Source organism: Sphingomonas sp. EU05-FHT14C10 (assembly GCF_058790595.1).
Genome location: NZ_JBYTEN010000006.1, coordinates 1 through 13123, shown reverse-complemented (window position 1 = coordinate 13123; position 13123 = coordinate 1). Strand labels below are relative to the sequence as shown.

The 13123-nt window shown below is 65.2% G+C and carries 7 protein-coding genes; all 7 read left to right on the top strand.

The genetic code is table 11. The annotated features are described in order from the left end of the window. Positions 1-72 precede the first annotated feature (72 nt). The 7 genes from bla to pdeM all read left to right on the top strand — a co-directional run bounded on the left by bla (position 73) and on the right by pdeM (position 12505). Positions 73-1167, top strand: a complete 1095-nt coding sequence (bla, locus tag AC3WT0_RS08060) for a class A beta-lactamase (RefSeq protein WP_492752945.1) — start codon at positions 73-75, stop codon at positions 1165-1167. Positions 1168-1216: 49 nt separating this feature from the next. After that, positions 1217-4045 (top strand): TonB-dependent receptor domain-containing protein, encoded by a 2829-nt coding sequence (locus AC3WT0_RS08055; RefSeq protein ID WP_492752942.1) that lies wholly within the window; start codon positions 1217-1219, stop codon positions 4043-4045. 101 nt (positions 4046-4146) lie between these two features. Beyond that, a complete protein-coding gene (locus tag AC3WT0_RS08050; RefSeq protein ID WP_492752940.1) occupies positions 4147-5415 on the top strand; it encodes an alanine racemase in 1269 nt (422 codons plus the stop codon). 15 nt (positions 5416-5430) lie between these two features. Further along, the gene (locus tag AC3WT0_RS08045; RefSeq protein ID WP_492752938.1) at positions 5431-7752 is read left to right on the top strand and encodes a serine hydrolase; all 2322 of its coding nucleotides are present in this window, start codon (positions 5431-5433) and stop codon (positions 7750-7752) included. Next, entirely contained in the window at positions 7749-9380 is a 1632-nt protein-coding gene (locus tag AC3WT0_RS08040) for an alpha-L-fucosidase (RefSeq protein WP_492752936.1), read from the top strand. Before AC3WT0_RS08045 ends, AC3WT0_RS08040 begins: the two co-directional genes overlap by 4 nt. Before the next feature lie 89 nt (positions 9381-9469). Beyond that, positions 9470-11800 (top strand): thiamine pyrophosphate-binding protein, encoded by a 2331-nt coding sequence (locus tag AC3WT0_RS08035; RefSeq protein WP_492752935.1) that lies wholly within the window; start codon positions 9470-9472, stop codon positions 11798-11800. 42 nt (positions 11801-11842) lie between these two features. Continuing rightward, the gene (pdeM, locus tag AC3WT0_RS08030; RefSeq protein WP_492752933.1) at positions 11843-12505 is read left to right on the top strand and encodes a ligase-associated DNA damage response endonuclease PdeM; all 663 of its coding nucleotides are present in this window, start codon (positions 11843-11845) and stop codon (positions 12503-12505) included. Positions 12506-13123 lie beyond the last annotated feature (618 nt).

Sequence of the window (13123 nt, the reverse complement as noted above, 5' to 3'; positions counted from 1 at the left end):
AGCACATTTGCCGTGCGGCGAAAAAGCTCCTGATGAGCGCATTTTTTGACAGATTCATGTTGCGCTGCAAATATGTTTCCATATAGAGAAATTAATGCGGCATGGAAAATGATCCGGTCGCCAAAGAGGGGGGGTGTTGGCCATATGTCAAGACTCGGGGCCGGACTGGCTTTGGCGGCATTATTCGCCGCTTCGTCCGTTGCCGCGCAACCGGCGCAGCTTCCAGCCGCCGTTCCTGCCCGGCCGGTGGCGGCTTCGGTGCAGCAGGCGGTGTCAGCGCAGATTCTCACTTTGGAAAAACAGATCCAAGGTCGCGTGGGCGTGGCCTTCCGTCTCGTCGAGACGGGTGAGAGCGGCGCGGTCGCGGGGGGCGAGCGCTTCCCGATGGCAAGCACCTACAAGGTCGCCATTGCCGGTACGCTGCTGACGCGGGTCGACAAGGGGCAGGTGAGCCTCGACCAGATGGTCAGCGTCACCCAGCGCGATTTCGACCAGACCGGCGAAGTCGCCGATCACCTCATCCATCCCGGCATCACCCTCTCGGTCGCCAACCTGATGGAATTGATGCTCACCCAGAGCAACAATACCGCGACCGACAAGATGCTCACGCTCGCCGGCGGACCGGCGGCGGTGACGGCTTGGCTGCGTGCGAGCGGCATTGCCGATATGCAGGTCGATCGCAGCGTCAACGACGTGCTCAACGACTTTTACGGGACGCCCGAAGGCTCGCCCTTCGCCAGGCAGTTCATGGCGCGCGGGCTGAGCGACGCCGACATCGAGAAAGTCGCCTATTCGGCCAGCGCCGCTTTCGAGAAAGACCCGCGCGACACGAGCGCGCCGACCGCAATGGTCGATCTGCTCGCCAAGCTGCTCGCCGGGCCATTGCTCAAGCCCGAAAGCCGCACCTTCCTGATCGGCGTGATGGAACGCTGCGAGACGGGGCAGGCGCGGCTGAAGGGGCTTTTGCCGCAGGGAACAATCGTCGCGCACAAGACCGGAACACTCGGCGGTGCGCTCAATGACGTCGGCATGATCACATTGCCCGGCGGGCGCGGCCATCTGCTGATCGCGGTCTATACCAAGAGCAGCAGCCTGCCCGGCCCGCAGCGCGAACGCGCGATCGCGGAGATCAGCCGAAGCCTGTTCGATTATTTTGCGACGCGGTGATCGGACCGCAAAAAACTCACGATACCATATCGATAAAGGGGCAAGCATCATGGCAAGTGCATATCGGGAAGCGCGGTTCCTCCGCCGTATGCGTAACAATCTCTGTTCGACGACAGTCCATGCCCGTTCGGGCCAGGCGATGCTCGCGGTCGCGCTTGCGGCGCTTGTCGGCGTTTCGCCGCTGCATGCGCAGCAGACGGCGCCCGCCGACAATAATGGCAACCCCGGCGAGGGCGGCGACATCATCGTCACCGGATCGCAGATTGCGCGCCCGGGCTTCGTCTCGGCGACCCCGATTACCAACGTGACCTCGGCCGACATATTGCGCGTCGGCGCGGTCAACGTCGCCGATGCGCTCAACCAGCTGCCGGCGCTGAAGCCCAGCATTACGCCGTCCTCGGTCAGCAACCTCTCCAAGCTCGCCGGCGGCAACTACATGGATCTGCGCGGCCTCGGCTATCTGCGCACGCTGACCGTGATCGACGGCAAGCGCTATGTGCCGACCACGCCCGAAGGCGTCATCAACACCAACCTCATTCCCCAGGCGCTGATCGGCAGCGTCGACGTGGTGACCGGCGGCGCATCCGCCGCCTATGGTTCGGACGCCGTGGCGGGCGTGGTCAACTTCAAGCTCGACAACACGTTCAACGGGCTGCGCGGCAGCATCCAGGGCGGCATCACCGATCATAACGACAACCGCAATTACCTCGCTTCCTTCGCCTTCGGCACCAAGTTCGCCGAAGGCCGCGGCCATTTGCTCGTCGGCGTCGAATCGGCGCAGAACAGCGGCATCAAGGACGCCAGCAAGCGCAAATGGGCGGGCAACCGGTCGCTGATCATCAATCCCGCGAACGAGACCGATCCGTCACAGCCGTTTCTCGTCCACGTCAACGATGCGCGGGCTTCCTATGCCGCGCCCGGCGGCGTCATCACCTCGGGTGTGCTGAGCGGAATCCAGTTCGGCGCCAACGGGTCGCCGATGCCTTTCCGCTATGGCGCCTATCTGACCGAAGACAACACGATGGACGGTGGCGACGGCGACGAACTCGCCTCGCCCTATGTGCTCGTCGCGCCGACCAAGCGGCAGAGCGCCTATGCCGGCGTCAACTATGAGCTGACTGATGCGCTGACCGCCTATGCGAGCTTCACCTATGCCCGTTCAAGGCTCAACGAGCGCTCGATCCCGGCCGATGACGTGTTCACGATCAAGGCCGACAACGCCTATCTGCCTGCATCGCTGCGCTCCGCGCTGGCGGCTGCGGGAGAAAGCAGCTTCACCTTCGGCCGCAGCCTCGAGGATTATGGTGTCGGCCGCATCAAGCAGAAGGCGCATACTTGGCAGGCGATGGGCGGCCTGAAGGGCGGGATTGTCGATAGCTGGACCTTCGACGCTTCCGTCTCCTATGGCAAGACGCGCACGCTGACGCTGTTCACGGACGACGTGATCAAGGCCAATCGCCTGCTCGCGATCGATGCCGTGGTCAATCCCGCGACGGGCAGCGTCGTTTGCCGCTCGACGCTTACCGATCCGACCAATGGCTGCGTCCCCCTCAACCTGTTCGGCGTAGGGTCGCCCTCTTCGCAGGCGATCGACTATATCACCGGCACCTCAGTGCGTGACTGGCGTCAGGCGCAGACGGTAGCGGACCTCGTGGTTCGCGGCGAGCCGTTCTCCACCTGGGCCGGCCCTGTCTCGGTCGCGTTCGGCGGCGAATATCGTCGCCTCAACGTCGACGTGACGTCCGATCCCATCTCGGCCACCCCCAACAAGAGCCTGTTTCGCGTCGGCAACGTCAAACCCTATTCGGCGCACGAAGTCGTCAAGGAAGGTTTCGCGGAAGTCGTCGTCCCGCTCGCCAAGGATGAGAGCTGGGCGAAGAATCTCGAAATCGATCTCGGCGGCCGCGTCACTGATTATCGCACCTCGGGCACCGTCGAGACGTGGAAGGCAGGCGTCAACTACACGCTCAACGACAGCATCCGTTTCCGCGCCACCCGGTCGCGCGACATCCGCGCGCCTAACATCAACGAGCTGTTCGCGGCTGGCCAGACGCTGATCGGCGGCATCACGGATACCAAGACCAACGCCACCTACACGGTCAGCCAGACGACCGGCGGCAATCCCTATCTGAAGCCCGAAAAGGCCGACACGCTGACCGCTGGCGTCGTCCTCACCCCGTCCTTCGCCCCGCGCCTCAGCATTTCGATCGACTATTACGACATCAAGGTGAAGGGCGCGATCGCCTCGCTCACCGCGCAGACGATCGTCACGCGGTGCAATGGGGGCGACGCGGCGAGCTGCCTGCTAGTCCAGCGCGGTTCGGACGGCCGCATCTCGAACATCCTGCTCGCGCCGGTCAACTTCCAGAAGATCATCACCAACGGCATCGACGTGGAAGTCGCCTATCGCCTGCCGATCGGCAACGGCATGCTCGATTTCCGCGGGCTGACCAGCTACGTCAACAAGCTCAACCTGGTCGGCCAGAATGGCGACGTCACCAAGTTCGCGGGCAATACCGATCAGCCCGTGCTCGACGGCCCTGGCGGTACGCCGCACTGGCGCGCCAATGTCAGCGTGAACTATTCGACCGACAACTATCGTTTCGGCGTGACCGGTCGTTATGTCGGCGGCGGCGTGATCACGCGGGACGACGTGACGCTCGACTGGAATAATGTCAGCGGGCGCTTCTATGTCGATCTGTCGGGTGAATTCACGCTGTTCAAGACGACGAGCGGCGGAAAGGTCGCGCTCTTCGGAACGATCCTCAACGCCTTCGACAAGGATCCTCCCTTCACCGGCTATCAGTTCCAGACCGCGCGTCAGCTCTACGACGTCATCGGTCGCCAATATACGGCGGGCGTCCGCTTCAACTTCTGAACCAGCCAGAAAAATGTGAAGCCTGCGTCGGTATTCTCCCGAACGGAGATGCCGGCGCAGGTCGAGGGGATGCCTTGCTGAAGCTCCAGTCCATAAGTGAGATGCGTATCGGGGCCGGCGACAAGGGCCTGCCATCCCGGTCCGAAGGCATGAAGCTGGGCGACATCGCGGGCGCGGGCTGGCGCCTGCACAGCGATCTCCAGCTGCCGGCGGCGGTACTGCGCCGCTCTGTCATCGAGAATAATGCTGCGTGGATGCAGCGCTTCGCGGAACGCTTCGGCGTGGCGCTGTGCCCGCATGGCAAGACGACGATGGCCCCCCAGATCTTCGATCGCCAGCTCCGCGACGGCGCCTGGGGGCTGTCGTGCGCGACCATGGCGCATCTCCGCCTCTATCGCCGTTTCGGCGTGCCGCGCATCATCTTCTCCAACCAGATCGCCTCGGCCGAAGCCGCGGCCTGGCTGGCGCGGGAGATGGAAGCGGATCCGGATTTCGAGGTCATCCTCTTCATCGATTCGCTCGCCGGGGCGGAACTGCTGGCCGACGCCGCGCAGCTTGCCGGGCTCGGCCGCCCGATCCCGGTGCTCGTCGAGATCGGCGTCGCGGGTGGTCGCACCGGCGTGCGCGGCGCGGATACGGCGCTTGCGCTGGCGCGTGCGGCGGCGCGGCGCAGCGAGCTCAGCATCGTCGGCGTCGCGACCTTCGAGGGGATCGTGGCGGGCGGCACCGATGCCGGCATGGAACCCAATGTCGATGCGCTGCTTCTCGAAACCGTGCGCGCGGCCGAGATGATCGCGGCCGAAAAGCTGTTCGATCCCACCCGTCCGGTCATGCTGACGGCGGGCGGATCGCGCTTCTTCGATATGGTCGCGCGTCGCTTCAAGGCCGCCCGGATCGGCTCCGATCCGCTCGTGGTGCTGCGCAGCGGCTGCTACATCAGCCATGATTCCATCCAGTATGAGCTGGCTTTCGAACGCCTCCTCGAACGCAATGGCGAGGGCGGGATCGAAGGCCGGCTGCACAATGCGCTCGAGGTCTGGGCCGAAATCCAGTCCTGGCCCGAGCCCGGCTGGATGTTCGCCAATCTGGGCAAGCGCGATATTTCCTACGATGCGCACATGCCCGAGATCATCCTGGCGCGGCCACGCCTGAGCGGCGCGATCGAACGCGTCGCGTCCGGCACCTTCGCGGTCGAACGGCTGTCCGATCAGCATGCGCATGTCGCGGTGCGCGGTGCGACGTCGCTCGGTATCGGCGATCAGGTTGGTTTCGGCGTATCGCACCCTTGCACGACCTTCGACAAATGGCGGACGCTGTTCGAGGTCGACGACGACGGACTCGTCGTCGATGCGATCGCCACTTTCTTCTGAAGGACTGGATTTGCGATGACTCGCCGGCTCTATCTCGCTTCGCTCTTCCTGATCGGGCTGATCCTCGCGGTCCCCGCAGCAGCGGCGCCGGCTCCGCCGGCCGATGCCATTGCGGGCGCGGCGAAATGGGAAATCGAGAATGAGAAGATTCCCTCGATCGCGATCGCGCTGGTCGACAAGGGCGGCGTCGTCTGGTCGGGCGCGTGGGGGTTTGCCGATGCCGGGCGCAGCCAGCCCGCCGGACCCGATACCGTCTACCGCGCCGGATCGGTTTCAAAACTGCTGACCGACACCGCGATCATGCGGCTGGTCGAGGCCGGCAAGCTCGATCTCGATGCGCCGGTGACGCGCTATCTGCCCAGCTTCCATCCGCATAATCCGTTCGGCGGCGAGATCACGCTCCGCCAGCTGATGACGCATCGCAGCGGGCTGGTGCGCGAGCCGCCGCGCGGCCATTATTTCGATGCCGACGCCAAGGGGCAGGCCGATACCGTCCTCAGCCTCAACGACACGACTCTGGTCGCTAAGCCGGGCACGCTGACCAAATATTCGAACGCTGGGTTGGCCGTGGTGGGCGAGGTGCTCGCAGCGGTGACGGGCAAGCCTTACGAGCAGGCGCTGAACGAGCTGATCCTCGTGCCGCTCGGCATGAAGGCGAGCAGCATGACGCTGCCCCCGGTGAAAGACCGGCTGGCGTATAGCGAAATGGCGTCGTTCGATGGGCCGCGCTTTCCCGCGCCGCCCTTCGATCTCGGCACGCCTGCCGCCGGCAATCTCTACACCACCACCGGCGATCTCGGCCGCTTCGCCGTCGCGATGCTCGATCATGGCCAGGCGCTGCTCAAGCCCGCGACGGTCGAGGAGATGTGGCGCGTCCAATATCCGACCAATAATGGCCCGCGCAGCTTCGGCCTCGGCTTCATCGTCACCGATCTCGACGGTCAGCGCATGGTCGGCCATTCGGGCGCGGTCTATGGTTTCTCGACCGAGCTGAGGCTGCTGCCCGATGCGGGCATCGGCGTGGTCGTGTTCAGCACCGTCGATTCGGGCGTCACCGCCGGCAAGCTTGCTCGTTATGCGCTGAAGGCCTGGGCCGCCGCGCGCGGAGGCGCGGCGATCCCGGCTTATGCGCGCAGCACGCCCGTTACAGGCGATGAGGCGAAGCGGCTTTCGGGCTGGTACAGCAACGGCAAGGCCAGCGTCGGCGCGCGCATCTATCAGGCGCAGCTGGCGGTCGACGGCCCCGAGATTGCGGGCATGATCCGTAAGCAGGGCGACAAATATCTGATCGAGGACGCCCAGACGCTCGACGATCGCATCGCCTTCGCGCCCGATGGTAGCTGGATCGATCTTGCCGGCGTCCGCTACACGCGCGCCGTGCAGGCGGAACCGCCGCTGCCCGCGCCCGATTTCGCCGCCCTCGTCGGCGAATATGGCTGGCCGTACAATGTTCTGCGCATCTACGAGCGCGACGGCCGGCCTTTCATCCGCATCGAATGGGTCGATTACCGTCCGCTCGATCGCATCGACGCGGATGATTACGCCTTCCCCAAGGACCGCGGTCTCTATCCGCTCGAAAGCCTTCATTTCGAGCGCGATGCGAGTGGCCGGGCCACGGCCGTTTCGTTCAACGGCATCGTCTGGCCGCGCCGCGATTTCGGGGCGGAGGCACAGGCCCTCGTCCGGCAGGGCGTCAATGGCGACATCAGCACGCTGCGCAAGACAGCGCTTGCCGCCAGCCCGCCGGCCGAGGCGCCCAAGCCGCGCAAGTCGGATCTCGTCGCGCTCGATGTGCTCGATCCCTCGATCAAGCTCGAGATACGCTATGCGATGGATACCAATTTCCTCGGCGTCCCCGTTTATGAAAGCTCGGGTGCCTTCATGCAGAAGCCGGCGGCGGAGTCCGTCGCCAGGGCGAGCGCCGCGCTCCACGCCCGCGGCTACGGCCTGCTGATCCACGACGCTTACCGGCCGTGGTACGTCACAAAGATCTTCTGGGATGCGACGCCGCCCGATCGCCATCAGTTCGTCGCCGATCCGTCGCAGGGATCGCGCCACAATCGCGGCGCGGCGGTCGATCTGACGCTCTATGCGCTGGCGACGGGCAAGGCCGTGGAGATGACCGGGCGCTACGACGAATTCTCCGATCGCTCCTATTCCAACTATGTCGGCGGCACCGATCACGAGCGCTGGCTGCGCGAGGTGCTGCGCTCGGCGATGGAGGGCAACGGCTTCGCCGTCTATCCCGAGGAATGGTGGCACTTCGATTTCGGATCCTGGGCCGATTATCCGATCGGCAATGCGACCTTCGAACAATTGCGAGGCAAGGCGAAATGAAGATCGCGACGGTGATGCGCGCGCTGATGCTGCTGGGCGCTGCCTCGGTCGCCGGGGCGGCGGCGGCGCAGGACCCCTTCGCGCCGACCGCCGGGGCCGACCCCACGCTGTTCGTCAAGCAGTGGAGCGAGGCGAGCAAGGCGTTCGACGCGCCGCGCAAGGCGCTGCTCGCGACGATGGACAAGGAGATCAAGGCCGGGCCGTTCCGCGGCGATTATGAATCGCTCAACGGTTACGAGATTCCGCAATGGTTCAAGGATGCCAAGTTCGGCATCTTCATCCATTGGGGTGTCTATGCTGTGCCCGCCTATGGCAACACCTGGTACCCCCGGCAGATGTATGTGCAGGGGACCGACATCTTCAAACATCATGTCGAGACCTACGGCACGCAGGACAAGTTCGGCTACAAGGACTTCGTCCCGATGTTCAAGGCCGAGCGCTTCGATGCGAAGGCATGGGCGCATCTCTTCAAGCAGGCCGGCGCGCAATATGTCGTCCCGGTATTGGAGCATCATGACGGCTTCGCCATGTATGACAGCGCGCTTTCGGACTGGACCGTGGTCAAGAAGGGGCCGAAGCGCGACACGGGCGGCGAGCTGGCGGCGGCAGTGCGCGCTGAAGGTATGCATTTCGGCGCCTCCACTCACCGCATCGAGCATAATTTCTTCATGGGCGGCGGGCGCCAGTTCCGCTCTGATGTGAACGATCCGGCCAATGCCGAGCTTTACGGCCCGGCCCATGCCTGGCTGGAGGCCGAGACCGATGACTCGGTCTATAACGATTTCACCTATGTCTCGAAGGCGTTCGCCGACGACTGGCTGGCGCGATCGGTCGAGATCGTCGAGAAGTACAAGCCTGAGATCATGTATTTCGACTGGTGGAACGGTCAACCCAGCCTGCGCGACGACGTCGCCCGCTTCGCCGCTTATTATTATAATCGCACGCTCGAAAAGGGCGGCGGGATCGGCATCATCAATTACAAATATCACGCGATGAGCCCGCATTCGGCGGTGCTCGATCTGGAGCGCGGCCAGCTTGGCGAGATCAGGCCGCTGCATTGGCAGACCGATACCTCGATCAGCAACAAGTCGTGGGGCTATCTCGCGAAGGACGAATATAAATCCCCCGATTTCATCGTCCACCAGCTCGTCGATATCGTCAGCAAGAACGGCAATCTGCTGCTCAATGTCGGCCCGCGCGCCGACGGCACGATCCCCGACGAAGTGCAGCAGATCCTGCTCTCGGTCGGCGGCTGGCTCAAGGTCAATGGCGAGGCGATCTACGGATCGACGCCCTGGCTGGTCTATGGCGAAGGGCCGAACAACGTCGTCGGCGGATCGTTCAACGATACCAAGGCGACCGAGTGGAGCACCGGGGATTTCCGCTTCACCGCGAAGGACGGCGTCCTCTACGCGATCCAGATGAAACCCTCGGCGGGCGGCGAGGCGGTGATCCGCTCGCTTGGCGCCAGATCGGGGCTGGTGGTGCGCGGCGTCTCGATCCTCGGCGAAGCCCCGGTGACCGGCTTTACGCAGGCGAGCGACGGGCTGCATGTGCGGATCGGCGCCAAACCCGCCGGCCAATATGCGCTGGTCTACCGGATCGCGCTGGAGCCTGTGCGCCACTGAGCGGTCTGTTATTGTCCGGTTGCCGCGACTGCCGGCCGCTTCTAGGCGGACCGGCCAGCGACTCGAATTAAGTGCAAGGAGAATCCGGCATGGTCCGGACGGTAGGGAATGAAGGGCTGGCCGCGGCGACGGCCGTCGAAATGCTCGACGCGCGGCTGCGCTGGCTGTCCGCATGGACGATCCACAACGCCAATCACCTCCGCGAAAGCCGCGACGGGCTGAAGGTCGGCGGGCACCAGGCATCGTGCGCGTCGATGTCGACGATCATGGCGGCGCTCTATTTCACCGCGCTCCGCCCGCAGGACAAGGTGGCGGTGAAGCCGCATGCCGGGCCGTTGCTCCACGCCATCCACTATATGCTCGGCCAGCAGACCCTCGATCAGCTCCGGCGCTTTCGCGGGCTGGGCGGGATGCAAAGCTATCCCAGCCGCACCAAGGACTATATTCCCGTCGATTTCTCCACGGGTTCGGTCGGCCTCGGCGTCGCGATCACGGCCTTCGCCAGCCTCGTGCAGGATTATCTCATCGCGCATGGCCGTCTTTCGGAAGGCGAGGCGGGGCGGATGATCGCGCTGCTCGGCGATGCCGAGCTCGACGAAGGCAATATCTACGAATGCCTGATCGAGGCCTATAAGCACGACATCCGCAATTGCTGGTGGATCGTCGACTATAACCGCCAGAGCCTCGACGCGACGACGGCGGACCGCATGTTCCGTCGCTTCGACGATATTTTCGAGACCTGCGGCTGGCGCGTCGTCACGCTCAAATATGGCAAGCGCCAGATGGCCGCCTTCGCGCGCCCCGGCGGCGTCGCGCTGCGCGACTGGATCGACAATTGCCCCAATGCCGAATTCGCCGCGCTCACCTATCAGGGCGGGGCGGCCTGGCGCGCGCGCCTGCACCGCGATTTCGCGCAGGACGCCCGCGCCCGCGCGCTGATCGACGATTATGACGATGCCGCGCTCGCGCAGCTGATGACCAATCTCGGCGGCCATTGCCCCGAGACGCTGATCGAGGCCTTCGCGGCGGCGCAGGACGAACGGCCGACGCTGTTCATCGCCTATACCGTCAAGGGGCACGGCCTCGCGCTCGCCGGGCATAAGGACAATCATGCCGGGTTGATGACCGAGACCCAGATCGAGGGTCTCCGCGACAGCATGGGCATCGCCCCCGGCGCGGAATGGGAGCCTTATGGCGGGCTCGGCGCCAATGCCGCCGCCCAGCTGAAGGCCTTTGCAGAGGATGCGCCCTTCGCGCGCAAGCCCGCCGAGCCCCGCGTGCCGGCAACGCCGATTCCCGCGATCGCCGCGCCGTCGGGGCGCGAGCAATCGACGCAGATGGCGTTCGGCAAGATCCTGCTGGAGCTCGCCAAGTCCGGCCACCCGCTCGCCGAGCAGATCGTGACGACGTCGCCCGACGTCACCGTCTCCACCAATCTCGGCCCCTGGGTAAACCAGCGCGGCCTGTTCCGCCGGCAGGAGCTGGCCGACGTCTTCCAGGCCGCAAAGATTCCCTCGGTGCAGAAATGGGGCGCGCACGGCGCGGGCCAGCATGTCGAGCTCGGCATCGCCGAGAGCAATCTCTTCCTCATGCTGGCGGCGATGGGCCTGTCGGCGCCGCTCTTCGGGTCACGGTTGCTGCCGATCGGCACTGTCTATGACCCCTTCATCGCGCGCGGCCTCGATGCGCTCAACTATGGCTGCTATCAGGATGCGCGCTTCCTGCTCGTCGCGACGCCGTCGGGGCTGACGCTGGGGCCGGAAGGCGGCGCACACCAGTCGATCAACACGCCGCTGATCGGCATGGGCCAGCCGGGGCTGACGGCGTTCGAGCCCGCCACCGCCGATGAGCTTGCGCTCTGCATGGAATGGGCTTTCGGCCACATGCAGGCCGATGACGGCGGATCGGTCTATCTGCGGCTTTCGACACGCAGCGTCGCGGCGCCCGAACGGCGCGGGGAGGCATGGAAGGCCGAGGCGCTGAAAGGCGGCTATTGGCTGAGGGAGCCGAAGGGGACGCAGGCCATCGCCTATATGGGCGCGATCATGCCCGAGGCGATCGAGGCGTGGACGGCGCTCGGCGAGGATCATCCCGGCCTCGGTCTGCTGGCGATCACCTCGCCCGACCTGCTCCACCGCGAATGGAGCCAGGCGCAGCATGCCCGCATCCGGGGCGAGACGCCGGCCGAGCCGCATGTCGAAACGCTGCTGCGCCCGCTGGGGCGCGACGGCCGGGTGGTGACGGTACTCGATGGATCGCCCTCGGCGCTGTCCTGGCTGGGCGGCGTGCTCGGCCAGCGCATCCATCCGCTCGGCATCGACCGTTTCGGCCAGACCGGCGACCTCGTCGATCTCTACCGGAGCTACGATCTCGATGCGCGCGCCATCGCCACGACCGCCCGGTTCGCCTTCCGCCGATAGGCACGATTGCGCCGGGTAGCGGCTTCGCGCTAATCCCGGCGCATGGTTCCCTTTTCGTTCGCAGGGCATGATTTGGCCGCGCTGCCGCAGGGCGCGCTTTACTGGCCCGCGCGGCGTGCCTTGCTCGTCGCCGATCTGCATCTCGAAAAGGCGAGCTGGTTTGCGCGCTTCGGGCAAATGCTGCCGCCCTATGATTCGATCGCGACGCTCGCCGATCTCGAGGCGCTGGCAGCGGCCACCGATGCGCGCGAAATCTGGTGCCTCGGCGACAGCTTCCACGATTCGGGCGGCAGCGCGCGCTTGCCCGGTGCGGCGCGCGATCTGCTTGGCCGGTTGACGGCGCGGCTGCGCTTCGTCTGGATCACTGGCAATCATGATGCGGCGCTGGCCGACGATTGCGGCGGCGAGATCATGGTGGAGGCCATGGTCGACGGGCTGGTGCTGCGCCACGAGGCCGAGCCGGGCGAGGCGCGGCCCGAGCTGTCAGGCCATTTCCATCCCAAGCTGCGCATCAATCATCGCGGTCGCAACGTCGCGCGGCGCTGCTTCGTCGCGACACCTGCCAAGCTGATCCTGCCGGCCTTCGGCGCGCTGACCGGCGGGCTCGATGCAGGGCATCCCGAAATTATTCGTGCTGTAGGCGTCGGTGCGGAGGCACTGGTACCGCTTTCCGACCGGCTGCTGCGCTTTCCGATCGCCGTATGAGCGATCGGCCGACAGGCGATGGAACGCGCTCCCGGCCGATCGATGCGTAGGGTAGTTCAACGATAGACGACCGGGCCGATCGGGCGCGGTCCGGGACCGAAAGGTCCAGGCCCGAAGGGACGAGGGCCGGGGCCGAAATGCGGGCCGGGTCCGAAAGGTCCGGGCCCATAGTGCGGGCCGGGTCCGAAGGGGCCGGGTCCATAATGCGGCCCGGGGATGTATGGTCCCGGCCCATAGGGAAAGAAGGGGCCGGGGCCGAAGCCCGCATTGAAGCCGATCGCGATCGAGGTGTGGGCCGATGCAGGCGTGGCCGCCATGCCCCCGCCCAGAACCGCCCCGATCAGGGCTACCGCTGCAAAACGCTTGGAGATCTTCATCATCTTCTTCGCTCCTGTCAGGCGGTGAAGAGGAAAGGCTCCGGATCGCCGCTGTCGAAAATGCTTATGCCTGAGTCGTTCTGAACCGGGCGAGAATGCCATGTTAACGCTACCGTCAGAGAGATTAACGGCGTCGCTGGGGCGGCCTCGCGGCATTTTGCACACCCCCGGAATCGCGCGGGCCGGAGATGCTTGTTTGCATCTCCGGCCCGCATGCCGCCTTTGGCGAGGGATTGGCGCC

Coding starts and splice junctions, on each gene's coding strand:
- bla (WP_492752945.1), top strand. CDS start 73: ATGTTTCCATATAGAGAAATTAATGCGGCATGGAAAATGATCCGGTCG.
- AC3WT0_RS08055 (WP_492752942.1), top strand. CDS start 1,217: ATGGCAAGTGCATATCGGGAAGCGCGGTTCCTCCGCCGTATGCGTAAC.
- AC3WT0_RS08050 (WP_492752940.1), top strand. CDS start 4,147: ATGCGTATCGGGGCCGGCGACAAGGGCCTGCCATCCCGGTCCGAAGGC.
- AC3WT0_RS08045 (WP_492752938.1), top strand. CDS start 5,431: ATGACTCGCCGGCTCTATCTCGCTTCGCTCTTCCTGATCGGGCTGATC.
- AC3WT0_RS08040 (WP_492752936.1), top strand. CDS start 7,749: ATGAAGATCGCGACGGTGATGCGCGCGCTGATGCTGCTGGGCGCTGCC.
- AC3WT0_RS08035 (WP_492752935.1), top strand. CDS start 9,470: ATGGTCCGGACGGTAGGGAATGAAGGGCTGGCCGCGGCGACGGCCGTC.
- pdeM (WP_492752933.1), top strand. CDS start 11,843: ATGGTTCCCTTTTCGTTCGCAGGGCATGATTTGGCCGCGCTGCCGCAG.